Source organism: Nitrosospira briensis C-128 (genome assembly GCF_000619905.2).
Classification (GTDB): domain Bacteria; phylum Pseudomonadota; class Gammaproteobacteria; order Burkholderiales; family Nitrosomonadaceae; genus Nitrosospira; species Nitrosospira briensis.
This window is the reverse complement of record NZ_CP012371.1, coordinates 2,771,357-2,795,585: the sequence shown is the minus strand read 5'-3', so window position 1 is coordinate 2,795,585 and position 24,229 is coordinate 2,771,357. Positions and strand designations below refer to the sequence as shown.

The window sequence follows — 24,229 nt, the reverse complement described above, 5'->3', positions numbered from 1 at the left end:
TTGGTCCAATGGGCAACGTACCTTAAAACCCGTAAAATACGCATATCTCTCCCGGACAGCTTCACTTGCATGGCATCTGGACAGTTCCCCTGACCTTGCACCAGGAACCAGGATCTGATCTCAGCCATTCCGCCCGATCTGCGACGGGAGAGCAGTACTAACCCCGCTTACAGAGGAGCCTTATGAAAGCTAAACCCAAGCGTGAATCGCCGCAAGCCGCACAAACCCTTCAGGCAGCACAACCGCTTATACCGATCAGTTACTGGACGAGCGCTGCCATTGGCATTACAGCCTACGTATTTGAAGAGTCCGAAGCCGCCATACGCCAGTCCGGCCTGGTGCCTGAATGGGTGAGTTATCCGGCAGAACGCGCAGGCAACGGAATTGCTGTACCGGCACATCATCTTTTCCCCAATTACCTGAAGCTTCTGAGGCTGGAAAGCGGGCAATTACGCCTCATAATCGACGTCCGCGCCGTACTGAAAAAAGATATGAGCTTCCAGTGCTTTCTTGGAGGCTTGCTGGCAGATACCAACCTTACTTTAGTCAAGAAAGAATCTGCATGAGCCGGACACAACTATAAATCAAATACGCATTCGAGTTAATTCAAGCGCTTGAAAAAAGGGGTCAGGCTTTTTGCCTGACCCTTTTGATATGAAGATTCGACAGATTCGAACCTGCGATCCGCGATTTATGGCCGGCGAGCGTCCGCTGCCTTGCCTTTCAATTATCTATACAGACTCAACAACCACCAGCTAAAGCCGATAATTGTTGAGTTGTTCATTCTTTCAACGTCATCCTGATTCTCGCCTGCGCGTCCGCCTTATTAAGGGCCGAAATCTGCCGCCCGAACGCATCGCGAGTTTTTCTGTCCGCCTGGGCGCTCTTGATGCTGCGCTCGCAGCGCCATCGCTTGCCGGTCTTCGTAACGACCAATCGCATTTCGCTGCGGTCATGGGGAATGTGGCAGTGGTAGCAATAAATGGAAGTAGGCATGGTTGAATATGAAAGGTTATTGGAGGTTCCGCGCTAAGGCTGCCCACCACTAGTTCAAAAAAATCAGGGCATTAGGCGAATGCCTAATCCCTTGTTATGGCTCTTGGGACTCAGACCACGAACACCTTGGTTCGCACCCAGCTCGGATGATATATAATAGCTATTATATATCAATAACTTATATAATAGCAAATGTGCTATGGATTTTCGGATGATACATGTATAAGCCATTGATATTTAAATATTCCCATTCCGAGTTCTGTTGCCCTTTTCCTGATCCTCCTCGTCTTATTCCTCGATTGCCTCCCGCCGTGCTTTGGCGAAACCAAAATTTCGTTTTTCCTGTCTAGCAGCCTGTCGGACTTGAAGAATCGCAGCGAAAAAGTGACTGGGTGTGGGCAGATTTTAAGGATTTTGAAGGCCAACAGTTATTCTATTGGCCGAAAAAGCCGCGAAATATGAACCAGCCAGACGCTTTTGCAGCCGATTTCCTTTAAGTCCGACAGACTGCGCTAGGATCATATATTCGTTTTGGGAAAATGATCGGATATGCTGCGGGAACGTTCATCGCCTCGCCATTCGCCGGCGAGTCATTACGATACCCAATAAACCAATGCCAAAGAGCGCGAAGGTAGCGGGTTCGGGCACGGCCGTAGCGGGCAACTCCGGTAAGGATGGAAAGAGAGTTGCTTGGTTGAATAGTCCAGCGCTTCCAATCGTCACATATCCCGAGGCAACGAAATCCGAAGAGGAATTACTTTTTAACCAGTTTATGGCCCAAGCTGAACCTTGCATGCTGAATTCATAGGTTTTCCCGTTGACGACAAAATCTTCCATGAAGGAAAAACCGTTGAATACCCCATCCTTGAACTGTATGGACGGGCTGCCTGTTACATTTATATCACCAAATTCGAATCCCAGCGGTTTGCTTCCCAATACAATGTTGAAAATATCGTGGTTCGAGACACCGGCGATCGATGCAAGCGCGATGTTAACGATATCGGTGCCGCTTGCTGGTATGAGGCTTTTATCGAACAATACCTGGCCACCCACGCTACCTGCCGCACAGCCGCTGCATGTGCTGGTTTGTTGAAAACCCAGGCTATTACCTAAACCGGTTACAGTGGAAACCCCGCCCGAGAAATCGGCTATCGTATAGATGGGCGCCGCCCGAGCAGGCGATATGGCTATCAAAAGAATCCCGAAAACAGCAGTGGCGCTAACCAATTTGTTCATTTTTTTCTTCCGTGGGTTGTTAAATCAGTAGATCAAGGCTCATCATACAGACCTCATGCCGGATAACTATTGGACTGAAGTACAGATAGCGCAACTGGAAAGTTTCAACCCGTTGTCAGTTAGAATCAATGTCGTGCTCCTTCTCTCATACCGCCCGTATTCTTGGCGCCCATTTGCGGACCATTTTTCCCTTAGCAAGATAGATTTCGATTCTCATGGACGGCATATGACAATCTGCAGAGCCACAGAGCCCCAGAGCGGGGAAAGCAACTCTGGGAATCCATGTGTCGACAGCTGAGTTCGGGTCCGCGGGTATGGTGCGCTTCGTTCAAGAGGACCGGATCATGAGCAAGATCAGATATTGGGATTCGCCATCCCCGGCTGGTTGATCCTAATGACGTGAGTCGGTGTCGCTGCAATGTGGCGGAACGGAATACATCGGGGAATGGTGTGGGGCGTGGGTAGAGAATTCCTATTGGCAACTGCCCTGAACTTGGTAATAGCGCTCGAGGTGTTCATGACCAGATTGATCATAATGATCAAATAAATTATAATGATTAAAATCAGGAGGAGAATTGCAATGGATACGATTGCGGCTGCCGATGCAAAAACCAATTTCGGTGCTCTGCTCGATAAGGCACAACGCGAACCCGTGACGATTTCCAAGAACGGTCGCGCCGTTGCTGTCGTCATGTCGGCCACAGCCTTCGAGGACCATCAGCGGCTTAGGCTCGAATTCTTGCGCCAGGAAGTGCGCAAAGGCCTTGATGAGGCAGAACGAGGGAGCGTCATATCAGGCGAGCAGGCCTTTGCGGAACTCGATAAAGAGCTTTTGATTAATGCCTCGCCTTGAGTTCACCGCAAAAGCCGTTGAAGATTTACGAGAGATTGGCCGCTATACGAAACAGGCTTGGGGTATCGCTCAGGCACGCCATTACCGGGAAGAACTCGAACTTGCTCTGATAAAATTGAGCCTGTCGCCGCGCATCGGGCTTGAGCGGGACGAGATAGCGCCGGAAGTGCGCTCCTTTACCGTCGCTTCCCATATTGCTTTCTACCTTCCTCAGAAAGATGGGATTACTGTTCTGCGGTTATTGCATCCGAACATGGATGTCGAACGCGCTTTTGATCTCCGCACTGAAAAATCACAGGAGCGCGAGTGATAATTTCCAGTATGTGTCTTGAGACACCTGCCAGGAAAGCGTCGATGATATCAAGCACACTTTCGAACACCGGAGCGAGATCAAAAGCCCCAATAAGCTTATTCTCATACAACATTGCCCGGGTATGCGCCCCTGGCGGCCTGTCGGACTTAAAGGAAATCGGTTGCAAAAGCGTCTGGCTGGTTCATATTTCGCTGCGATTATTCAAGTCCGACAGGCTGCTGGATAATCGTACTGCAAGAAGGGCAATTCAGTCAGATCGAAGGCCAACTTGAAAGCATCAAACCCGCCGAAGCGGGTCTGTATGCGACTATCCTGCAAAGTGCAGGGTTATATCTTGAGTTGTAACAATCCATGCACTGCGAACCAGTGCCGGAGCTCAACGACAGCGGGGATACCGACTAAACGTTGTGCTTCATGTTTCTGCGCCGTACCATAGCACCCATCAGCCCAAGCCCTGCAAGCAGCATGGCGTAGGTTTCCGGTTCAGGAATCGGGCTAACCGTCGGCGTCTGGGTAATGGTAAAGGTGTAAGTGTTGCCAGTACCCGGGTCGAACGGTTTCAGGCTGAAACTCGCATTCGCTGTCTCTCCTACCGCCAGGGTTCCGGTAAAGTTAAGGTCGCGTGGCCCACTCGAATTGAAGGGAGAGGGTTGATTCACGGAAGGTGAGTCGAGCGTGAAACCACCCAGGGTTGATGAGTTGAAGCTGGTGAAAACCACGCCGTTTCCTGGGATATTCGTGGGTTGCGCAATGCTGAGGTGAAAGTCGCTAAAAGCAGTTGACGTATTGTTGGTGATCGACTCGATAATGTTATAAGAACCGCCATTGCCAACAGAGTGAGCAACGGTGAAGGTCAACGTAATCGGATTGACACTGTCAAATACTTTGGAAAAATCAAGGCCTTTGTCATCGGTGGAACTGGCAAGGAAGGAAAAGGAGCCCAAGCCGGATCCGCTCGCGGTGATGTCAGTTATGACAGCAGATGCGGAGGCAGTGGAAATTGATCCACCAAAGATCAGGGCCGCGATAACTGATTTTGTTCGTATGTTCATTTGCTTCTCCATGAAGAATTAAGACAATCACCATCCCGGGCGAACCCAGGGTACGTTCCTGACTCCCTCGGATCAGTTGCAGTAATTCTGCGCTTTAATCAAAGAATTAAAATAGCCCAACTGGTTCTAGCATATAGCTCTGTTGAGCTACGCCGAGCGTTCTGCCATCGATATTCTTTATGGAATAAAGTTGCACGCAGCTCTGCTGGAGACTACTGGGCGCGGTAGTGGAGATAAAGAGCAAATAGCATTGGGCTTCTGGATATTGCCGTGAAGATTTGCTACGAACGGGATGGTAAGGATGAAAAAAACAGGCTGACGAACTGGATATCATCGTTGATCTGGATTATTGACATACCTGTTGACGGAAGAAGAACGGTGCAGGGCGGAAACGCAATTGGGAGTATCTGCTCAAAGCGGCGCCGCGTGAGGGAGAGCCTATCGAGGCAGATGAACAGCTTTGGAAGGATGGGATGCTGAAGCTATGGCAAGGATCGAAGCACGAAAAAGAATCTCGACCTGAGCTAGAATCAGGGATCTGTGGATTTAACAGTCCTTAAACTATAGTCAAAACGCTAATCCAGCAATTTCTTGGTTTGCTCATGGAAATACAAAGAAAAAATGGGTTAGAGCAGCGTAGCTCTAACCCATTGATTTTATGGCGCGCCCGGCAGGATTCGAACCCACGACCCCTTGGTTCGTAGCCAAGTACTCTATCCAACTGAGCTACGGGCGCTGAAGCTGATCATTTGCGCGGAAGATTGGCGATTCGCGTCGCCATATTTCCATTTCCGTTCCATTTACGTGCGTGAACTGATTTATTATACCAGAGCGGTATACCCTCAGGTCAAAGCTATTTTTTACTGACCCCGAGTTTGATGAGTCGCAAACCCATTCGGGGTTGGCTCCTGAAACGCTCGGGGCTTATATAAACTAAATACAGCAGCCATCAAGCGATAGCCGATAACAAATACGCCAGTAATCTCATTTAACAGTATGTTGTGCCTGATCACGCTCGTGCTAAAGTATCGGAACGAACGCTGCCTGACCCCAAGGTTTTTGAACCGCTACGAATAAAAGGATATCTTTATGCAATTCATCATCTCTGGAAGTCACGGAACCGACGATCCGACAATGGCAACCCTGCCTTTCATGGCTGCAAAAGCCGCACGGGAGCAAGGGCATGACGTAATTCTATTTCTGTGGAATGAAGCCGTGACGCTTGCGCGCCCTGGGATAGGCGATCACATAACGGGCGTAAATTTGCCGCCGTTAAAAGATATTTTAGTGGCCATACAAACGGCAGGTATCCCCATCTGGGTGTGCGGTGCTTGTGCTGTTGCGCGAAAGATTGGTGAGCCCGATCTTGTATCCGGCGCGCTGATCAAAAACATGGGAGACTATATCAAGGCGGTGGCCGAGCGTGATAAGTGTATCGCTTTCTGATGTTATACACCCGGTGGCAACGCAACCCATCCTGACAAAACTAAGACTCAGGAATGAGCACCGCCGCACCAGTTAACTTCCCTTCACGCAGCCTCGTTAATGCTGTATTCGCCTGGCTGAGCGGCAACAATTCCGTAGTTACCCTGATTGGAACTTCTGGCGCCAGCGCTAGAAATTCTTCGGCATCTCGACGGGTGAGATTGGCGACTGAGACCAAACGCTTTTCACGCCATAGAATATCGTAGGGAAAACTGGGGATGTCGCTCATATGGATACCCCCACATACGACAATTCCACCCGGACGAACCGCTCGCAATGCGGCAGGCACCAGCGCGCCGACCGGTGCAAAAATGATAGCCGCATCGAGCGCTTCGGGCGGCATCATGTCCGAGTTGCCTGTCCACGCAGCGCCCATCCTCCCGGCAAAATCCTGCGCCACAATATCCCCAGAACGTGTGAATGCAAACAATTTCCGTCGCTGATGAGCCAGAATCTGGGCCACGATATGGGCGGCGGCGCCAAATCCATAAATTCCGACCCGTTCCGCATCTTCCGTCATCCTGAGTGCACGGTAACCAATGAGTCCGGCACACATCAGGGGGGCCGCTTCGACATCGCTATAAACGCCGGGTATACGAAAACAATAACGCGCGTCGGCGACAGTGTACTCGGCATACCCGCCATCGATCTGATAACCCGTGAATTTGGCGGTAGTACATAAATTCTCCTGTCCGCTGCGGCAGTACCGGCAATGGCCGCAGGTCCATCCCAGCCAGGGGATGCCGATCCGTTCACCGATAGAAAAATTATGGACATTCGTTCCGCAAGCCACCACTCGACCGATAATTTCATGGCCCGGAATAATGGGGAGCTTTGGATCGGGCAGTTCGCCGTCAACCACATGTAAATCAGTGCGGCAAACAGCGCAGGCTGCAATCTTGACCAGCAGCTCATCAGAGCCTGGTTGTGGGCGAGGCATGCTGCGCATCTGAACCGGTTGACCGGGCCCTTCTAGAACCATTGCATGCATGGAAACGTTTAGCGTAGACATGTCAGCATCAGGGTATCGATTGATGAACCTCCATTGAGCCGCGCCATTACCGAACCAACTGAGCCTCGCCGGTTGGTGGTAAAAGTACAAGCATGCAGCCGATAAAACCTGCGCTGGAATAGTTACTCAGCACCGCGGCACAATTACTCATACTATTCTTCCCTCTAATGTCGGGAGCGAGGATACAACGTGGCACTCCATTTTTTAGACTAGCAGCAAAAAAGATGGTAAACAAGAATAAAGCAGTTGCAGATACTACCGCGACGATTGAATTGTATATACAGGTGAGGTGACGATCCAACTCATGGGACAATCATTAGAAATATGTACATATCACGCCATCTGAAAGCGCGTTAGATAATAAAACTAGAGGGCGGAGGGTAACAGATGAGCGCTCGCGGCAAACGAAGCAAATTGGGCGTTTTCCACCCAAGTGCATATATGTCTCAAGCGAGCGAAGTGAAAATTTTCACTACCGGTAGCTTCAACGGTAGTGATGGCCGCGCTCATTCTAGCGCCCTCGCCCGATAGTATCAGCGACCGGAGAAGCTCTGGCAAACCGTAAAAATTGAGCGCATGCCTATAATGGCGGAGAGAGAGGGATTCGAACCCTCGATAAGCTTTTTGAGCCTATACTCCCTTAGCAGGGGAGCGCCTTCGACCACTCGGCCATCTCTCCACAAAGCACAAAGCAAAAAACGTAAAGCCACACTAGGATAGCGGTTTACAACTCTACGGTCAAACGCCGGGGCGTGTATTTGACGCCATGAATTGCATACCCGGTTGCTCGAACGGTTATGGCGCCTGATCCAGTTCAAACACCTTATGCAGCACGCGTACGGCGAGCTCCATGTATTTCTCATCCACCACCACCGAGATTTTTATTTCAGAGGTGGAAATCATCTGGATATTGATTCCTTCTTCCGCCAGGGCTCGAAACATTCTGCTGGCGATACCGACATGCGAGCGCATTCCGACACCCACTGCCGATACCTTGGCTATTCTTTCGCCGCCGACGACACCACGCGCGCCGATATGGGCCTGAACCTGGTTCTCCAGGATATTCATGGTTCTGGCAAATTCGTTGCGGTTTATCGTAAACGAAAAATCCGTCAGGCCGTCGTGGCCGACGTTCTGGATGATCATATCCACATCGATATTGGCATCCGCGACCGGGCCGAGAATCTGATAAGCAATTCCGGGGCGGTCCGGCACACCCAGCACGGTAATCTTGGCTTCATCCCGATTAAATGCGATACCGGAAATAATCGCATGCTCCATGTTCTTTTCTTCCTCGAGAGTAATCAGTGTGCCCTCCCCTTCTTCCTCGAAGCTGGACAACACCCGTAAATTAACCTTGTATTTACCTGCGAATTCGACGGCACGAATTTGCAATACCTTCGAGCCCAGGCTCGCCATTTCAAGCATTTCCTCGAAAGTAATGGTCTTGAGCCTGCGAGCTTCAGGCACGATGCGCGGATCGGTGGTATAAACGCCATCCACATCGGTATAAATCTGGCATTCATCGGCCTCAAGTGCTGCCGCTAGTGCAACCGCCGTCGTATCGGACCCGCCGCGGCCCAAAGTGGTGATACTGCCGGCTTCATCCACGCCCTGAAACCCGGCCACCGCCACCACATACCCTGCATCGAGATCCCTGCGTATTTTATCCTCATCGATTTTCAATATCCGCGCTTTAGTATGGGCGTTGTCGGTAAGTATTCTCACCTGTGTCCCGGTATAGCTCTTTGCTTTGATGCCCATATCCATCAGCGCCATCGAAAGCAGCGCGACAGAAACCTGCTCTCCGGTCGACACCATGACATCCAGTTCACGCGGATCGGGATGCGACTGGAATTCCCTGGCTAAAGCAATAAGACGATTGGTTTCCCCGCTCATTGCTGAAACCACAACCACGACCTGGTGGCCACGGGATTGAAACTTCGCTATGCGCCGCGCGACGTTCTTGATGCGCTCAGTGCTGCCGACCGATGTACCGCCATATTTTTGAATAATAAGTGTCACGATTACCCGGCTTCTATGTTTGGAATAACGAACCTTGCCGCAAGCAAAACCGGATTATATGCCGGATCAATTTACAGCCGGTGATGACAAGAGTTTGCCTCAGAGAATATAGTTTTTTATTTCGTGGATTTTACCTCATTACCGGAAAGAAAACTTGGAACAATTCCAGATAGGCGGAAGCAAGCGCCAATTTCTTCCGTTCAGTCGTGGGAACTCGCAACGCGATCGCCGTTTACGACGGTGACTCCGTTCATTTACGCTATGCAGGTCAGTTGGAATTTGCACCGCTACTTATGGTGAGCCCGACAGCAATTCCCTAATGAAGACAGGGGATTAGCCATTCGCTCCATCGTATCCCCTTCCTTTCGCACCTCTCATCTCCGCGAAGCGCCATACGCTTGCGCCGAGAGTAACCCAAGGCTCCCCAAACATGCCAAAATGATAAGTATGAAGGTCCGACAAAGCCTGGCAAGGAGAAAAACCGACGCACTTAATACTTGCATAGAATAAAAAAACGAATTAAATTTATGTATGTGCAATAATTCTATAACATAACCTCAACAATAACCTTTTACCATAACCTGTGAGAGCCGACCCATGAAACTCTTCGAAGAAATATCCAATCCTCGTGAAATCCGCCGCAAATTGGGTCTTAACCAGCATGACTTCTGGAGCAAAGTCGGTGTCACTCAAAGTGGAGGCTCCCGTTACGAAAGCGGGCGGAATATGCCCCGGCCGGTAAGAGAGCTCGTGCGACTCGTACATATGGAGCATATCGATCTCACCAAAATCAAAAAGGATGATCTGGCCGTGGCTGCGTTGCTGAAAAGCCAGAATCCCGATTTGTACAAGAGTCTGAAGAAAGCAGCCAAGGCAAAGTAACGGTCAATATACTCGTCAAGGTACAGCCATCACGGTCCGGTTTGGTTAATATCATTGAATATCGATGTGAGAATCGGGAAGGCGAGAATTGGAATTCACGGATTCAGCTTGACAGCGAGTCCGAGGGCGCGGATTTTCGTCGAAAATGACTCCATCCACGCCTGACCGATGTTTGTGAGCCTCGGTGCTTCCGGCTGCAGGGACGGGCGTGCAAGCCCATATAGCAATACCCCTTTGAGCAGCCCTCCTCCTTGCAGGAATTTCTCTATAAATGTTAGATAGGCGTCCGATTCCAGCTGAGTCGGCGGCAAGCCATCGATTTGAAACACGCAGGTTTGCAGCCAGGTAGGGCATAAAGACGCAGCCAGCTCCAGGTTTTCACGAACCTGCTTCAGGCTCATACTGGTATTGTTGATGGAGCGCCTCCCCTCCCGGGTAACACTATCCAGCTTGAACCAGACCTCGCCGTTGAGCGCTGCCATGCGGCGCAAGCCCGCCTGTACGCCAGGCCGCTCGATCAGGCTGCCATTGGTGATCAACACCAGCTTAAGCGCCTCGGGCAGGTCGTAATCGGCTTTCACGCGTCCGATCAGTTCCACCGCCTGTTCAAACTCCCGGGCACTGGTGGGTTCGCCATTGCCGGAAAATGCGATGTCGTTGATGCGCCGCGCTTCCGGCGGTACTTGTGCCTGCATGAAGTTGCCATGCAGGATTTCATGCAGGAACGTGCGCAATTCCGCCTCGAGCTTGGCCAGATCAATTACCGGCGCCGTTCCGCGTTTGAGTTCAGGAACCTGGCAATAAATGCAGCGCCAGTTGCATGCATTGTTGGGATTGAGATTGATGCCTATCGAAACGCCTCCGGCGCGCCGCGACACCACGGGATAGACGTAGGTCATCCCCGCGACATCGCGGCTGTGGTCCTCGACATGCAATCGTTTGGAAGTTCGCTGCAATGTTACAATTCCGATAATCCTAAATCCGGTAGTTGGACGGAGAGAAGTGTACTGTTTTTGGGGTGCAGGGCAAGGCGCAACGACGCGGAATGCGGCAGCGCAGGGCGGAGCAGTGCCTTCCGCAGGAAGGTGCGACCCCGAAGCGGGATGCGGGCGCCCCCTTGGTGTGGAACGCGATCGCGGCATCATCCCCTGCGCTGCCCGATCCCCGCTGTGCGGGGCCCCTCGGGCGACGCTCCGGGGCGCCGTTCCATTCCAAGAAGTTGCAACGCAGCCATGTGCCCCAGAAACTGTGCAATTCTCCCCGTAGCGCCCTCACCCGGAAGGTGAGCGTCAAATAATATGAAATATTGTCATTAATCACAGCACTAACCTATTAAATGAGCGGTCAACTACCGGATTTAGGATAATGTTAATTACACGCAGGCTGGAATTCGATGCCGGCCATCGCATACCTTCCCATAATAGCAAATGCCGTCACTTGCACGGGCATCGCTACGCTATTGAAATTACCCTGTCCGGGGACATTATCACTGAGGCGGGCGTCGCCGAACAAGGGATGGTAATGGATTATTCCGAGGTAAAGCGCATTGCCAACACCGTGCTGGTGGACAAATGGGATCATGCATTCCTGGTATATTCCGAAGACGTAAAGTTATTGCAATTTCTTCAATCGCTGGAAGATCATAAAACAGTCGTGCTGGATACGCCACCCACGGCGGAAAATCTCGTGCTCACCGCATTCCGGATACTGGATGCGGCTTATCAGGATACCTATGGCAACCACCTGAGACTGGAGCAGGTGCGCTTGTTTGAAACGCCCAATTGCTGGGCAGATGCCACGCGAGCCCAGGTATTGAAGATGCGCTGAATAAGTCTTGCGGCCTCGACATTTGCTTTATGCCATCTTTTTGTTACCATGCAAAATGAAAAATTCTGCAAACAAGTCTTTTTACCGTGAGCCTTCTTCCATGCTAAATCAGCCCGTTCCCGATTTTGAGCTTCCTTCCACCAGCAATAAGGTATTCCGCCTGTCCGAGGTGTCCGGAAAAAACCTCGTAATTTATTTTTATCCGAAAGACAACACGCCAGGATGCACCACAGAGGGTCAGCAGTTCCGCGACGCTTATGGCGAATTTGAAAAACTGGGCTGCGATATTGTAGGTATCTCGCGAGACAGTATCAAGTCGCATGAAAATTTCAAGGCGAAGATGGAATTCCCTTTCGAATTGCTGAGCGACAGCGACGAAATCGCTTGCAAGCTGTTCGACGTCATCAAGATGAAAAATATGTACGGCAAACAGGTTCGTGGCATAGAGCGGAGCACATTCGTCATCGATGCAAACGGGATCCTGCGGGCGGAATGGCGGAAAGTCAAAATTGATGGCCATGTCGAGGAAGTACTGGAATTCGTGAAGAACCTGGGCAGAGAAAGTCATGAGTCCTAGAAAACCGGCTTCATCTACAGTTTCTCCCGTTACCAAAATCACCCGTTTGCGAACCAACCCCAAGTTGTTCGTACTCGACAGCAATGTGCTGATGCATGATCCCACCAGCCTGTTCCGTTTCCAGGAACACGATATTTATATCCCCATGGTAATCCTTGAGGAGCTCGACAATAACAAGAAAGGAATGTCGGAGGTGGCGCGTAACGCGCGCCAGACCAGTCGTTTTCTGGATGAGATCGTCAGCAGTGCGGTAACCGATATTGATCAAGGTATTTCATTGCAGCCGCACGGCAGCAAGAGCGCAACCGGACGACTGTTCCTCCAGACGCAGGCGATCACTAGCGTTTTGCCCATGCGGTTGGCCAGCGGCAGCGCCGATAACCAGATCATCGGCGTCGTGAAATTTTTGCACGAAACCTATCCGGATCGTAGCGTTGCGCTGGTGTCCAAAGACATCAACATGCGTATCAAGGCGCGGGCGCTGGGGTTGGCGGCAGAGGATTACTTCAACGACAAGGTCCTGGAAGACACCGATCTCCTCTTTTCCGGGATACAGGAATTACCCACGGATTTCTGGGACAAACACGGCAAGGAAATGGAATCGTGGCAGCAATCCGGCCATACGTTTTACCGCGTCAAAGGCCCGCTATGCGCCAGCTTTATCGTCAATCAGTTCGTTTATCTGGAGCATGACAAACCGTTCTATGCCAAAGTCACCGAGCACAGCGGCAAAACCGCCGTTCTGCAGACGCTCAAGGACTACACCCACCAGAAAAATAACACGTGGGGGATCACCGCACGCAATCGTGAGCAAAATTTTGCGCTCAATTTGCTGATGAACCCGGAAGTGGATTTTGTCACGCTACTGGGGCAGGCGGGGACGGGCAAGACTTTGCTTACACTCGCCGCGGGCCTGATGCAGACGCTCGAGCACAAGGTTTATTCTGAAATTATCATGACGCGCGTCACGGTGCCGGTAGGTGAGGATATCGGCTTTCTGCCGGGAACCGAAGAAGAAAAGATGACGCCGTGGATGGGCGCGCTGGAAGATAACTTGGATGTCCTCAACAAAACGGACAGCAGCACGGGAGAATGGGGCCGCGCCGCCACGCTCGATCTGATCCGCTCACGCATCAAGATCAAGTCGCTCAACTTCATGCGTGGGCGAACCTTCATCAATAAGTTTCTGATAATTGATGAGGCGCAGAATCTTACGCCCAAGCAGATGAAAACGCTCATCACCCGCGCCGGGCCGGCGACCAAAGTGGTATGCCTGGGCAATATTGCCCAGATAGATACACCTTATTTGTCCGAAGGAAGCTCGGGATTGACTTATGTGGTGGATCGATTCAAGGGATGGAGCCACAGCGGCCACGTAACGCTACAGCGCGGTGAACGTTCCAGGTTGGCCGATTATGCGACTGAGGTCTTGTAACTGGCAAGCATGTATAGCTTGGCTTGATTAAGGCTCGGAATAAGCCAGCCTGTACCTCTGTGTCCCCTCGGATTACCGATGCAGTTTCTGAATGAAATCCAGGCGTGCCCGCAGACGTTATTCAGCGGCTCTCAATAGTGCCCGGATTTGGCGCAGCTCTCAAACCGGGTATATTCCCCAAGGAAGGTGAGATCGACTTTGCCGATCGGGCCGTTCCGTTGCTTGCCTATGATGATTTCAGCGATTCCCTTGTCTTGCGTATCCGGGTTATAGACTTCATCCCGATAGATAAAAAGAATCAGGTCCGCATCCTGTTCAATGGCCCCGGATTCGCGCAGGTCGGACATGATGGGGCGCTTGTTCGGGCGCTGCTCAAGGCTGCGGTTCAATTGCGACAGCGCGACGACAGGTACTTGCAATTCTTTTGCCAATGCCTTCAGCGAACGGGAAATCTCGGAAATTTCAGTGGCCCGATTCTCGCCTTGACCGGCTGAGGACATCAGCTGCAAATAATCGACCACGATTAATCCCAGTTCACCATGCTGGCGATGAAGCCGGCGCGCCCGCGCTCTAACCTCCAGCGCATTCAGTGCCGCGCTTTCATCGATGAAAAGTGGCGCCTCGCTCAGCTTGCCCAGCGCATGCGTCAGCTTGGACCAATCCTCATCCTGCAAGCGGCCGGTGCGAACCTTGTGCTGATCCAGGCGTCCTACCGAGCCCAGCATGCGCATTGCCAGCTGCGCTCCCCCCATTTCCATACTGAATACGGCGACGGGTTTTTCCAGTACCAGCGAAACATGCTCGGCAATGTTGAGCGAAAAGGCGGTTTTGCCCATGGAGGGTCTACCCGCGACAATAACCAGGTCACCCGGTTGAAAGCCGGAAGTCTTCTGATCGAGGTCATGGAATCCGGTAGCGATTCCGGTCACATCGCTGGGATTATCCTGATTGTAAAGTGTCTCGATACGCTCCACGACCTGCTTGAGGAGCGGTTGAATATCGATAAAACCCTGCTTTCCCCGCGCCCCTGCCTCGGCAATCTCGAACACCTTGGCTTCAGCTTCATCCAGCAGGGTCGCAGCGGAGCGCCCTGCGGGACTATACGCGGAGTCCGAGATCTCCGAGCCGACCTGAGCCAGTCTGCGCATCACTGCCCGTTCGCGCACGATTTCCGCATAACGCCGAATATTGGCTGCGGAGGGCGTATTTTGAACGATCACACCTACATAGGCCAATCCACCTACGTTTTGCAGCTCAGCTGATATTTCAAGCGACTCGGCGACGGTCACCACGTCCGCGGGTTTGCTATGCTCCACCAGTTTGCAAATGTGGCGATAAATGAGCCGATGGTCCTGCCGGTAAAAATCTTCTTCAGTGATGACGTCAGCCACCTTATCCCAGGCATAATTATCAAGCATCAACCCGCCCAGTACAGACTGCTCCGCCTCAACCGAATGTGGCGGCATTTTGTAGGATTCAAGCAACTGATCGTTGGTGGCTGCGGTGCGGAATTGAGCCATGGGATCCGGGTGGCGTTACGGGGAAGGGGAAGATTTTACCATCCGTACGATATGGATATACGGAAAAACGAGAAAAGGGCTATAAACAGCCCTTGGGATACCTCTGAAGGAATCCGCTGTCGAGTCCCTGGTTGTCAACGCTGAGTTGGCAACCAGGACTTGAAATCAAAGGATCATTCAGGGGTATTCAGAACCATCCTGCAGGAGTACCCTGGCGCGGATGGGCGTACTTTCAGGAAGTAGTTTCGCCCAAAACGGAGACAACAATATTTGCCAGTACTTCACTATGCAATGCAATCGTGACGGGATGGTCTCCCACCTGCTTCAATGAACCTTGCGGCATGCGTATCATTGCCCGTTCAATCTCGAAGCCCTGGGCTTTCAATGCCTCCTCGATATCAGCATTGGTAACTGAACCGAACAGTTTGCCGTCAACGCCGGCCTTCTGGCTAATCTGCACCATTAATCCGTCCAGTTTTTCCGCACGCGCCTGAGCAGCAGCTAGGACGTCCGCGTGGGTTTTTTCCAATTCCGCGCGCTTCACCTCGAACTCGGCAATGGCTGCCTGCGTCGCCCGCTTTGCCTTGCCTTGCGGAATAAGGAAATTCCGTGCATACCCGTTTTTGACTTTGACAACGTCACCCAACTGGCCGAGATTGAGAATCTTTTCCATCAGTATGATCTGCATATCGTCGCTCCTCAGTGCAAATCGGTGTAAGGAAGCAACGCGAGAAAGCGCGCGCGCTCAATAGCAATACTTAGCTGGCGCTGATAACGCGACTTGGTACCGGTAATGCGGGCCGGAATGATCCTGCCGTTTTCATTGATGAAATCTTTCAATAACTCGACATCCTTATAATCCACGGTTTTAATGCCTTCCGCGGTAAACCGGCAGAATTTCCTGCGCTTGAACAACGGGCGGTTGGCCTTTTTGTCCTTGTCCTTGTCTTTACCATCTTTACGTCTTGAAATAAAACGAGCCATGATTTTTCCTGTCTTGAAATGAGGGCCTGAATAATTTAAATAAGGTCAACTTTGTTCACATGCAGCACCAGCTGCAAGCTCATCCGGCTTTTTTTTGCCAGAAAACCCGCGAGTTTCACTAGCGTATCGGGCGCTATGCCCGCAATGGCTTCAGCCATCTGTGCTAGCGCCACTGCCGAAATTTCGCACTCCACCTGGCGCGGCTTATCTGCTTCGATCTGGCGGGAGACGTGGCTAATCTTGAATTCCGTCACCGCCACCCCCGCCGGTGTGTAACGCAAACTACCGATTTCGATAATCTTTCCGCAAATTACAGTCTGGTTGCAGTTCAATTATTGCCGGGCCTACGTCGCGAGAGTGGTTTCTTTAAGCTCCTCCGCTGCGGGGGCGGCTGACCTTGGTTTTTCTTCGCGCATCATTGGCGAAGGCGTCGTTACCGGCCCGCCCATTTTAGTGGTGAGATGCCGCAATATCGCGTCGTTGAATTTAAATGAATGATCCAGTTCGTCCAGTGTTTCCTGATCACATTCAATGTTCATCAGCACGTAATGCGCCTTGTGAACCTTCTGGATCAGGTAGGTGAGCTGGCGGCGCCCCCAATCTTCCAGGCGGTGAACCTGTCCGTTTCTCGCAGTAACGATTCCGCGGTAACGCTCGATCATCGCGGGAACCTGCTCGCTCTGGTCAGGATGGACGATAAAAACGATCTCGTAATGTCGCATGCAATCTCCTCATGGATAGAGCCTCCCGCGATGCGAACACGGTGAGGCAAGGGTTGAAAAACCGGGTACTATACTGAACCGGGAAAGAAATATCAATTGGCAAAGGCATTTAAACAGGCATCAATGAAGCTCGGATAGTCTCACGCAGGCGCGGCAGCGGCTTTTATAGCGGGCCGCCCGGCGGCTTCCTGCGCAGCGCGCTGCCGGCGAGTCTCGAAGAAGCATATGCCGGCGCTGACAGAAACGTTGAGGCTTTCCACGCTGCCCAGCATGGGGATGGCAACAAGGCGATCACAGACCTCGCGCGTCAGCCGGCGCATACCTTTCCCTTCCGCGCCAAGCACCCAGGCAACAGGCCCCTCCAGCTTCACAGAGTTGAGATCGATGTCCGAATCGGCCGTTGCGCCGATTATCGATATACCGCGCTGTTTCAGCTCCCGCAACGTGCGAGCCAGATTAGTCACGGAAACATACGGCACGGCATCGGCTGCACCACTCGCTACCTTATGCACCGTGGCGGTGAGCCCGACGGCACGGTCCTTCGGCGCGATCACGGCATGAACGCCAAAGGCATCCGCCACCCGCAGGCAGGCGCCCAGATTGTGCGGGTCCTGTATGCCGTCCAGCACCAGAAGCAACGCAGGTTCAGTCAGCGTGTCCAGCACATCGTCTATATCCACATAACTGCGAGAGGCGTCTATATTCGCCGCCACGCCCTGATGGCGCGCACCACCGGCCATCGCCGCAAGCCTGGTGTTATCACATGAGATCAACCGGACCTCCTGGGTTTCGGCAAGCTTCGCCAAGTCACGCGCGCGCTGGTCCCGGCGCTCGGCATCGAGAAAAATTTCCTTGATGCTGGCAGGATTTTGCCGCAGCCGGCTGGTAATAGCGTGGAAGCCGAATATAAGGCGTATATGGGACATCTATAAATAGGTCAATTGAGTAAGTGGATGGGTCAGGAATGTAGCGACTCCGGCTGATCGGAGCCCAATCTATCCTGCGCTCCGGGTTAACGCTGAGTTAACTCTGATCTCCCGTATCGCGCGAACTGGCTCCGGCCAGGACAAAATCGATCTTGCTCGACTCCAGGTCGACTCGCACCAGCTTGACGCTGAGCCGGTCGCCGAGGCGATAACGCTTGCCGCTGCGCTCACCCAGCAACATGTGCTTGCCGGCATCGAAATGGAAATAGTCGCTGGGCAATTCCGAAATATGCACAAGCCCTTCCACATAAATACCATCCAGCGCCACGAAAAGGCCAAAGCCGGTTACGCCGCTGATCACGCCTTCAAAGCGCTCGCCTATTCTATCCTGCATGTAATAGCATTTAAGCCACAACTCTACATCGCGACTGGCATCGTCTGCACGGCGCTCTGTCTGTGAGCAATGCACACCCAGTTCATGCCAATCGCCGGGAGAATACGTTCCGCCATTCAATACTGTCTTGATTGCACGATGCACCAGCAGATCGGGATAGCGCCGGATAGGTGAAGTGAAATGGGTATATGACTCGTATGCAAGCCCGAAATGGCCAATGTTGTCCGGGCTGTAAACCGCCTGGCGCAAGGATCGCAACATCACTGTCTGCAAGAGCTGTGCATCCGGCCTATCCTTGATCTTGGTCAGCGTCCTGGCGTAATTTTTAGCGCTCGGCTCGTCGCCGCCGCTTAGCTGCACACCGAATTCCTTGAGGAAATCACGCAGGGCAAGCAGTTTTTCCGGGGTAGGGCCTTCGTGGATACGATAGAGCGTGGGTTGCTTATGTTTCTGCAAGAAATCCGAGGCACATACGTTCGCCGCCAGCATACATTCTTCGATCAACCGATGGGCATCGTTACGCTTCACGGGAAGAATGCATTCGATTTTTCCCTGATCGTTGAAAATCATCTGGGTTTCAATCGTTTCAAAATCGATCGCGCCGCGCTTGCCTCGTGCCTTGAACAATACCTTGAATAGTTTGTAGAGCAACTGAATGTGCGGGAGAAGGCTCTTGTATTGCTGGGCATCCTCACCCTTGGGATTTTCCAGCATCGCCGCTACCTTGGTATAGGTCAACCGTGCCTGCGAAAACATTACCGCAGGATAAAAACGATACTCCTGAAAATCGCCCGCTGCATCAATGCTCATCTCGCATACCATGCACAAACGCTCCACCTGCGGGTTAAGCGAACATAGACCGTTTGAAAGCACTTCCGGCAACATCGGAATAACGCGGCGCGGGAAATAAACCGAGTTGCCTCGATTCAAAGCCTCGCGATCGAGCGCATCCGTGGGACAAACGTAGTGGCTGACATCCGCAATGGCTACATATAGCTTGTAACTTTTCCCGTCGCGCTCGCAATACACCGCGTCGTCAAAATCGCGTGCGGTTTCCCCATCTATCGTCACCAGCGGTAAATGACGAATATCCTCCCTACCGGCCAGATCCGCTTCCAGCACGCTATCGGGGAATCTGACTGAACGCGCTTCCACTTCTGGTGGAAACTGATGGGGCAAATCGTGTTTCCGGAGAGCAATTTCGATCTCCATGCCGGGGGCGGTATACTCACCCAGAATCTCGACGATGCGGCCGATGGGCTGCGCGTTCTTGCTGGGCTGCTGGATGATTTCGACCATCACCACCTGGCCCGCCCTGGCGTTCATGGATTCTTCCGGCGGGATCAGAATATCCTGGCTGATGCGCCTGTTCTCCGCCTCCACGAACAAAATTCCGTGATCGGCGTGCAAGCGGCCAACCAGTTGAGTGACGGCACGCTCCAGCACCTCCACAATAGTGCCTTCCCTGCGTCCACGCCTATCCACCCCAATTTCGCGCACCATCACACGATCGCCATGCAGCGCCTTGTGCATTTCCTTGGCGCTCAAAAACAGATCCGGACTACGATCGTCGGGTACCAGGAAGCCGAAACCATCCGCATGCCCCTGGATCCTCCCCTTGATAAGATCGAGCTTGTCCACCACGCAGATATCGCCCTTCCGGTTACGCATAATCTGACCCTCGCGTAACATCGCGGAAACACGGCGACTGAAAATTTCGTTTTCTTCTTCCGTAATTTCCAGCAGGCTCTGCAATGCTTTCTCATTCACGGGAACGCCATGCTCTTCCAGAATCTGGAGCATGAATTCGCGGCTCGGCAGCGGATGACCGTATTGAAGCTTCTCGCGTTCGAGATGAGGATCAAGATCGCGGAGTTTGCGTTTCTTCTTAATTGACAAAGCAATGGTTTCCTATAAAATTGCGACCTCTGCCCCGCACCCTGTATCGTAAGTCCCACTCCGGACAGGATGCGAGCATTGCCCAGATGGCGGAATTGGTAGACGCACTAGGTTCAGGTCCTAGCGGTGGCAACACTGTGGAGGTTCGAGTCCTCTTCTGGGCACCAGGTTATATTCTTCAAGACCCTCTCTCCAGCGTGTTCATTGCCTATCAGGCATGTTACGCCTATCACTTCACTTGATTCAACTATTGCGGTATTGGTATTCAATCCACTCCATTTGCCGCCTGCTCCGTCATTTTTCCGTCAGGAATTTCATTGCGGCGTATATCAGGAAACAGGGCAAAGGGCGGTACGTTGAAATAGACAAGGAAGACATTCGGAAGCACGCTACTTCTGACTCAAAAACAGAAACGCTAAATAAACGGCGATGCCGAGGTCTTGATTATAGCAGCGAGTATCGCCACTTCTCGAACAAGCGCTGAACTTGCCGGAACTGTGTCGTCTGACGAAATCATTGCAAGCGGTGAATCGCCACTCGCAAACACCAGCAGTGTGACAGAAATGCATCAGTCTTGAAATAGTTCTCTTGTATGTATCCTGTATCGGCCCTGTATTTCTTATGATAAGCGGGTTGATCAGGCTTCTATCAGCCGAACTGTGCCGGATCAAGTAATTTCTAGCTGTAAAATCTTACAGCTATCCATGAACGCCAATCCATTGTCTCATAGCGTACTTACTTGCCATTCAATAGATGGCCGAATCATGGCTCTTTAACAGAAGAAAATCTATGCCATCCAGGGCTTTAACCGGACTTCAATCTCTAAAGCCAGCGAATGGAGCCTGTCGGAATATTCATAGCCGGACTTAGCGCGAAATTGCAATTGGTGATGACATAACCCGATTTTGCCGCCGCGCGCCGCAAAGCACCATTCCTCGAGTTCCTTGTCCTGAATATTCCGTCCACTATTTCATATCGTCAAAGGACAGCCGCAATGCCACTAAAAACCAGATCCTGCGTCTTTCTTATGACGATTGCAAAACAGGCCTAATTTTTGCCGTAGGAAACCCTGCGAGAGAAAACGGAAAAGGGCAATCTTATTCCTTTCAATTCACATTGGAATAAAGTGAAGCAGATTTTCGTCGTTAACTATATAGCGGCTCACTCGAAATCAGTGTCTATCGCACATGGCAAAAATTTTTCCATCCTTTATGAGCGATATGCATATGCATGGCTTATTTCCCCCACACTCATCGATAAGCGACGCCCCCGAAGCGGACCGATTTGCGCAGGAAGCACATTCCGGCCCTTGCTTTCCAACCTTTGGCAAAAGCTTCTTCATCATGAAATCGGCAGCCAGAAAGACGAGCAAACGGGACTCGAGCGGGCTGACCTGGCTTCTCCTGTCAGTTGACCAGCGAAGAAATCCCATAAGTAATGGATTGCGAGTGACGTTACTTCTGGGCCCTTCCAAATGAACGACGTCGTGGCCGCTTTCAACGAATATTTCGAAATTATCCATGTCGATTCTCCGGAATTGCTACGTGAGGTATTTCGCCTGCGCTATCAAGTGTTATGCATTGAGCAGCGTCTTCCCGGTTTTGACGTGTCCTGTTATCCGGAAGGGTACGAACGCGACAGCTATGATGACCATTCATCTCATATTCTTCTACAGCACCGTTCCTCTGGTGATTATGTAGGAACAGCACGTCTGATATTGCCTGATCCGGTGAATGTGGAAAAACCATTTCCCATCGAGCAGCATACCCGATTTGATCCGGCACTTATTGATGTCGATGCGTTACCGCGACGTAATACAGCCGAAATATCGCGCCTGCTTATCGTGCGACGGCTTCGCCAACGCAGAGGTGACAGCGAGAAAAAACCTCAAAGAGAGCTTGTTGAAGGGAATAAACGGCGCTTTCCTCATCCCATCCTGGCGCTTGTTGTTGGCATCATACAAATGTCCGCTCAACACAATATCACACACTGTCTTTCGGTAATGGATCCTTCATTGAACAGATTGTTAGCTCCCTATGGACTGCAGTTTGATGCCATCGGACCATTAACAGACTATCACGGCCCACGTCGACCCTACATCATTGACTTGATCAAAATGCTGGAAACCATTTATGTAAACAATAGTGAGATATGGGAATTGATCACGAATTACGGCAGCGTCCGGTTAGGGCCTCTAAAGCATACCTGCGAAACATCATCGCTGGAAATGTCAATAGCGAGACTTTAGAGTAGAGACGTAGAGATCACTTAGAAGTCAATCACTTCTATCACAACCCGGTGCGTTTCTCAATTGCGCCCACTCTTTCATTCCGCCAGCTATCTCAACGGTGGGGGCTTCAGCCCGGCCGTGGTGCGCGATGGCATAAATGACAGATAAATAATTTAAACCGTGACAATTAAAAAAAATACCGGTCGCCTTATCCTGTTCTTATATCTGCTGCTCAGCATGCTGTGCACTATAAGCATTGCTCGGGCAACGGATCACTATGAGATCGTGACTCACCCCGGAGTCAGCGAGAAAACGATTTCCAGGAGCACCCTGCGCGCCATCTTCGGAATGCGCCTCCACGAGTGGCCGGACGGCACGGCCATACGGATATTCGTAATGCCAGACGACGCGCCTCTACACGCCACCTTTGCTAAAGAGGCACTGAATGTCTTTCCCTACCAGCTTCGCGCCGCCTGGGATCGATTGGTATTTTCGGGAACCGGTCAAGCCCCCAATACAGTAAGTTCTCCTCAGGAAATGCTTGCCAAGGTCGCCAGCACGCCTGGAGCAATTGGTTATTTAACTAAATCCAGGATGGACGGTAGTGTCAATGTACTCCATATCAAATAGCCGCTCTCACAACCGTTTCCTGATGGCTATCAGGCTCGCTGTCGTGCCGTGCGTGCTGTGGAGCTATGCTGTGCAAGCTGAAAAGTTGCCGCAAAATCTGCAAATACACGGCTTTGCAAGCCAGAGCTGGTTGAAGAGCTCCGGCAACAACAACGTTTTCGGAAAAAGCGCTTCCGATGACGGCAGCTTTGACTTCAGGGAGTTGGGATTGAACGCTTCGATGAGGCCACTACCCAAGCTGCAGTTTTCGGCACAGATGCTGTCGCGCTGGGCGGGCAAAGGCAGCCCCGGCAATATCCGGCTGGATTACGGTTTTCTCGATTACACAATGTTCTCCGGCGAGACCAATCAGCTGGGAATACGCCTGGGCAGGATGAAAAACCCAATCGGCTTCTATAACGATACCCGCGACGTACCCTTCACGCGGCCAAGCATACTGCTGCCACAATCCATTTATTTCGACCGCACGCGCAAGCTGGCATTAGCCGCAGATGGCGCACATCTATACGGCGAACAACGCTCAGATATCGGAAATATTTCATTTCAGCTAGGGGTGGCACGCCCATTAGTCAGAGGTGCGGAAGCAGAGGTAGCCTTGTTGGGTTCGGACAGACCCGGCAGATTCGTGGCGGAAATGTCTTATACCGGCCGTGTCGTTTACGAGCTCGACGAAGGTAGATTTCGCTTAGCATTCAGTGGATCGCAACTCAATATAGGGTATAGCCCGACAGCAAGTGATCCAGTTCAAGCCGGTTCTATCCGCTTTACGCCGCTCGTTTTCTCAGCTCAATACAATGCCGAGCGTTGGAGCCTCACTTCCGAATATGCCCTACGCCATTTCGAATTCAAGAACTTCGGTGTAGCGCCACTCACATTGGATTTCTACGGGGAAAGCTATTACTTTCAAGGTGCATATCGTTTCACTCCTGAATGGGAGGCCGTAATTCGATACGACGTGCTTTATACCGACAGGAACGATCGTAGTGGAAACAAATGGGCTGCGGCTTCCGGACGCCCTGCACATAACCGCTTCGCCAAGGATATAACAGTTGGCCTGCGCTGGAATGTCACACCTGAGTTCATGCTGCGCGCCGAATATCACCGGGTCAACGGTACGGGTTGGCTCTCCACTCTTGACAATCCTGTGCCTGGCGATCTGTCCCAGAACTGGAATCTCTTTTCAATCCTCGGTTCCTATAGGTTCTAGCGATAACTTGATGGAGCATAATTT

The 24,229-nt window shown here is 51.7% G+C and carries 25 protein-coding genes and 3 tRNA genes; 13 read left to right on the top strand and 15 right to left on the bottom strand.

Features of this window, described 5'->3' with window-relative positions; all coding sequences use genetic code 11:
* The first annotated feature begins 182 nt into the window (after positions 1-182).
* On the top strand, positions 183-566 hold the full coding sequence (locus tag F822_RS12750; protein WP_025041608.1) for a hypothetical protein: 384 nt from the start codon (positions 183-185) through the stop codon (positions 564-566).
* Between the two features lie 214 nt (positions 567-780).
* Here F822_RS12750 and F822_RS12745 read toward each other — a convergent pair whose 3' ends face one another.
* Both F822_RS12745 and F822_RS12740 read right to left on the bottom strand, forming a co-directional pair.
* Positions 781-996 (bottom strand): hypothetical protein, encoded by a 216-nt coding sequence (locus F822_RS12745; protein ID WP_025041609.1) that lies wholly within the window; start codon positions 994-996, stop codon positions 781-783.
* Between the two features lie 564 nt (positions 997-1,560).
* Entirely contained in the window at positions 1,561-2,232 is a 672-nt protein-coding gene (locus F822_RS12740; RefSeq protein WP_025041610.1) for a PEP-CTERM sorting domain-containing protein, read from the bottom strand.
* A gap of 580 nt (positions 2,233-2,812) precedes the next feature.
* Here F822_RS12740 and F822_RS12735 point away from each other — a divergent pair.
* The gene (locus F822_RS12735; protein ID WP_025041611.1) at positions 2,813-3,085 is read left to right on the top strand and encodes a type II toxin-antitoxin system Phd/YefM family antitoxin; all 273 of its coding nucleotides are present in this window, start codon (positions 2,813-2,815) and stop codon (positions 3,083-3,085) included.
* On the top strand, positions 3,072-3,395 hold the full coding sequence (locus F822_RS12730) for a type II toxin-antitoxin system RelE/ParE family toxin (RefSeq protein ID WP_025041612.1): 324 nt from the start codon (positions 3,072-3,074) through the stop codon (positions 3,393-3,395). Before F822_RS12735 ends, F822_RS12730 begins: the two co-directional genes overlap by 14 nt.
* Positions 3,396-3,796: 401 nt before the next feature.
* Here the strand turns inward: F822_RS12730 and F822_RS12725 are convergent, their stop codons facing one another.
* Positions 3,797-4,450 carry a PEP-CTERM sorting domain-containing protein gene (locus F822_RS12725; RefSeq protein WP_025041613.1) on the bottom strand — a complete coding sequence of 218 codons (654 nt, stop codon included), beginning with the start codon at positions 4,448-4,450 and terminating at the stop codon, positions 3,797-3,799.
* Positions 4,451-5,109: 659 nt separating this feature from the next.
* A tRNA-Arg gene (locus F822_RS12720) sits at positions 5,110-5,186 on the bottom strand.
* A gap of 353 nt (positions 5,187-5,539) precedes the next feature.
* Between F822_RS12720 and F822_RS12715 the strand changes: the two genes are divergently transcribed.
* The gene (locus tag F822_RS12715; protein WP_025041614.1) at positions 5,540-5,896 is read left to right on the top strand and encodes a DsrE family protein; all 357 of its coding nucleotides are present in this window, start codon (positions 5,540-5,542) and stop codon (positions 5,894-5,896) included.
* Positions 5,897-5,936: 40 nt separating this feature from the next.
* Here the strand turns inward: F822_RS12715 and F822_RS12710 are convergent, their stop codons facing one another.
* The 3 genes from F822_RS12710 to F822_RS12700 form a co-directional block, all read right to left on the bottom strand.
* Entirely contained in the window at positions 5,937-6,947 is a 1,011-nt protein-coding gene (locus F822_RS12710) for a zinc-dependent alcohol dehydrogenase family protein (protein WP_082204648.1), read from the bottom strand.
* A gap of 586 nt (positions 6,948-7,533) precedes the next feature.
* Positions 7,534-7,626, bottom strand: a tRNA-Ser gene (locus F822_RS12705).
* Between the two features lie 116 nt (positions 7,627-7,742).
* Positions 7,743-8,972 (bottom strand): aspartate kinase, encoded by a 1,230-nt coding sequence (locus tag F822_RS12700; RefSeq protein WP_025041616.1) that lies wholly within the window; start codon positions 8,970-8,972, stop codon positions 7,743-7,745.
* A gap of 597 nt (positions 8,973-9,569) precedes the next feature.
* Between F822_RS12700 and F822_RS12695 the strand changes: the two genes are divergently transcribed.
* Positions 9,570-9,854 (top strand): helix-turn-helix domain-containing protein, encoded by a 285-nt coding sequence (locus F822_RS12695; protein WP_025041617.1) that lies wholly within the window; start codon positions 9,570-9,572, stop codon positions 9,852-9,854.
* A gap of 95 nt (positions 9,855-9,949) precedes the next feature.
* Here the strand turns inward: F822_RS12695 and F822_RS12690 are convergent, their stop codons facing one another.
* Entirely contained in the window at positions 9,950-10,810 is an 861-nt protein-coding gene (locus tag F822_RS12690; protein ID WP_025041618.1) for a radical SAM protein, read from the bottom strand.
* Between the two features lie 32 nt (positions 10,811-10,842).
* Between F822_RS12690 and F822_RS12685 the strand changes: the two genes are divergently transcribed.
* From F822_RS12685 to F822_RS12670, 4 genes are all read left to right on the top strand, one after another.
* Positions 10,843-11,151, top strand: a complete 309-nt coding sequence (locus tag F822_RS12685; RefSeq protein WP_156304421.1) for a hypothetical protein — start codon at positions 10,843-10,845, stop codon at positions 11,149-11,151.
* Between the two features lie 68 nt (positions 11,152-11,219).
* Entirely contained in the window at positions 11,220-11,681 is a 462-nt protein-coding gene (gene queD, locus F822_RS12680; RefSeq protein WP_025041620.1) for a 6-carboxytetrahydropterin synthase QueD, read from the top strand.
* Positions 11,682-11,781: 100 nt separating this feature from the next.
* On the top strand, positions 11,782-12,258 hold the full coding sequence (locus tag F822_RS12675) for a peroxiredoxin (RefSeq protein ID WP_025041621.1): 477 nt from the start codon (positions 11,782-11,784) through the stop codon (positions 12,256-12,258).
* Complete coding sequence (locus F822_RS12670) at positions 12,248-13,693, top strand: PhoH family protein (RefSeq protein WP_025041622.1); 1,446 nt, start codon at positions 12,248-12,250, stop codon at positions 13,691-13,693. The genes F822_RS12675 and F822_RS12670 overlap by 11 nt, the downstream gene beginning before the upstream one ends.
* Before the next feature lie 131 nt (positions 13,694-13,824).
* Here F822_RS12670 and dnaB read toward each other — a convergent pair whose 3' ends face one another.
* The 7 genes from dnaB to rnr form a co-directional block, all read right to left on the bottom strand.
* Complete coding sequence (gene dnaB, locus F822_RS12665; protein WP_025041623.1) at positions 13,825-15,213, bottom strand: replicative DNA helicase; 1,389 nt, start codon at positions 15,211-15,213, stop codon at positions 13,825-13,827.
* A gap of 232 nt (positions 15,214-15,445) precedes the next feature.
* Positions 15,446-15,901 carry a 50S ribosomal protein L9 gene (rplI, locus tag F822_RS12660; RefSeq protein WP_025041624.1) on the bottom strand — a complete coding sequence of 152 codons (456 nt, stop codon included), beginning with the start codon at positions 15,899-15,901 and terminating at the stop codon, positions 15,446-15,448.
* An 11-nt stretch (positions 15,902-15,912) separates the two neighbouring features.
* Positions 15,913-16,197, bottom strand: coding sequence for a 30S ribosomal protein S18 (gene rpsR, locus F822_RS12655; protein ID WP_025041625.1), 285 nt, complete (start codon positions 16,195-16,197; stop codon positions 15,913-15,915).
* Between the two features lie 35 nt (positions 16,198-16,232).
* Positions 16,233-16,529 (bottom strand): primosomal replication protein N, encoded by a 297-nt coding sequence (priB, locus tag F822_RS12650; protein ID WP_025041626.1) that lies wholly within the window; start codon positions 16,527-16,529, stop codon positions 16,233-16,235.
* A 12-nt stretch (positions 16,530-16,541) separates the two neighbouring features.
* Positions 16,542-16,919, bottom strand: a complete 378-nt coding sequence (rpsF, locus tag F822_RS12645) for a 30S ribosomal protein S6 (RefSeq protein ID WP_025041627.1) — start codon at positions 16,917-16,919, stop codon at positions 16,542-16,544.
* Positions 16,920-17,059: 140 nt separating this feature from the next.
* Positions 17,060-17,845, bottom strand: coding sequence for a 23S rRNA (guanosine(2251)-2'-O)-methyltransferase RlmB (gene rlmB / locus F822_RS12640; protein ID WP_025041628.1), 786 nt, complete (start codon positions 17,843-17,845; stop codon positions 17,060-17,062).
* Positions 17,846-17,942: 97 nt separating this feature from the next.
* Positions 17,943-20,138 (bottom strand): ribonuclease R, encoded by a 2,196-nt coding sequence (rnr, locus tag F822_RS12635; protein WP_025041629.1) that lies wholly within the window; start codon positions 20,136-20,138, stop codon positions 17,943-17,945.
* Positions 20,139-20,218: 80 nt separating this feature from the next.
* Here rnr and F822_RS12630 point away from each other — a divergent pair.
* The 4 genes from F822_RS12630 to F822_RS12610 all read left to right on the top strand — a co-directional run bounded on the left by F822_RS12630 (position 20,219) and on the right by F822_RS12610 (position 24,205).
* A tRNA-Leu gene (locus F822_RS12630) sits at positions 20,219-20,305 on the top strand.
* Positions 20,306-21,612: 1,307 nt separating this feature from the next.
* The gene (locus F822_RS12620) at positions 21,613-22,386 is read left to right on the top strand and encodes a PEP-CTERM/exosortase system-associated acyltransferase (protein ID WP_025041631.1); all 774 of its coding nucleotides are present in this window, start codon (positions 21,613-21,615) and stop codon (positions 22,384-22,386) included.
* A gap of 162 nt (positions 22,387-22,548) precedes the next feature.
* Positions 22,549-22,998, top strand: coding sequence for a type 2 periplasmic-binding domain-containing protein (locus F822_RS12615; RefSeq protein ID WP_231623515.1), 450 nt, complete (start codon positions 22,549-22,551; stop codon positions 22,996-22,998).
* The gene (locus F822_RS12610) at positions 22,979-24,205 is read left to right on the top strand and encodes a putative porin (protein WP_025041633.1); all 1,227 of its coding nucleotides are present in this window, start codon (positions 22,979-22,981) and stop codon (positions 24,203-24,205) included. The genes F822_RS12615 and F822_RS12610 overlap by 20 nt, the downstream gene beginning before the upstream one ends.
* Positions 24,206-24,229 lie beyond the last annotated feature (24 nt).

Coding starts and splice junctions, on each gene's coding strand:
- F822_RS12750 (WP_025041608.1), top strand. CDS start 183: ATGAAAGCTAAACCCAAGCGTGAATCGCCGCAAGCCGCACAAACCCTT.
- F822_RS12745 (WP_025041609.1), bottom strand. CDS start 996: ATGCCTACTTCCATTTATTGCTACCACTGCCACATTCCCCATGACCGC.
- F822_RS12740 (WP_025041610.1), bottom strand. CDS start 2,232: ATGAACAAATTGGTTAGCGCCACTGCTGTTTTCGGGATTCTTTTGATA.
- F822_RS12735 (WP_025041611.1), top strand. CDS start 2,813: ATGGATACGATTGCGGCTGCCGATGCAAAAACCAATTTCGGTGCTCTG.
- F822_RS12730 (WP_025041612.1), top strand. CDS start 3,072: ATGCCTCGCCTTGAGTTCACCGCAAAAGCCGTTGAAGATTTACGAGAG.
- F822_RS12725 (WP_025041613.1), bottom strand. CDS start 4,450: ATGAACATACGAACAAAATCAGTTATCGCGGCCCTGATCTTTGGTGGA.
- F822_RS12715 (WP_025041614.1), top strand. CDS start 5,540: ATGCAATTCATCATCTCTGGAAGTCACGGAACCGACGATCCGACAATG.
- F822_RS12710 (WP_082204648.1), bottom strand. CDS start 6,947: ATGTCTACGCTAAACGTTTCCATGCATGCAATGGTTCTAGAAGGGCCC.
- F822_RS12695 (WP_025041617.1), top strand. CDS start 9,570: ATGAAACTCTTCGAAGAAATATCCAATCCTCGTGAAATCCGCCGCAAA.
- queD (WP_025041620.1), top strand. CDS start 11,220: ATGTTAATTACACGCAGGCTGGAATTCGATGCCGGCCATCGCATACCT.
- F822_RS12675 (WP_025041621.1), top strand. CDS start 11,782: ATGCTAAATCAGCCCGTTCCCGATTTTGAGCTTCCTTCCACCAGCAAT.
- F822_RS12670 (WP_025041622.1), top strand. CDS start 12,248: ATGAGTCCTAGAAAACCGGCTTCATCTACAGTTTCTCCCGTTACCAAA.
- dnaB (WP_025041623.1), bottom strand. CDS start 15,213: ATGGCTCAATTCCGCACCGCAGCCACCAACGATCAGTTGCTTGAATCC.
- rplI (WP_025041624.1), bottom strand. CDS start 15,901: ATGCAGATCATACTGATGGAAAAGATTCTCAATCTCGGCCAGTTGGGT.
- rpsR (WP_025041625.1), bottom strand. CDS start 16,197: ATGGCTCGTTTTATTTCAAGACGTAAAGATGGTAAAGACAAGGACAAG.
- rpsF (WP_025041627.1), bottom strand. CDS start 16,919: ATGCGACATTACGAGATCGTTTTTATCGTCCATCCTGACCAGAGCGAG.
- rlmB (WP_025041628.1), bottom strand. CDS start 17,845: ATGTCCCATATACGCCTTATATTCGGCTTCCACGCTATTACCAGCCGG.
- F822_RS12620 (WP_025041631.1), top strand. CDS start 21,613: ATGAACGACGTCGTGGCCGCTTTCAACGAATATTTCGAAATTATCCAT.
- F822_RS12610 (WP_025041633.1), top strand. CDS start 22,979: ATGTACTCCATATCAAATAGCCGCTCTCACAACCGTTTCCTGATGGCT.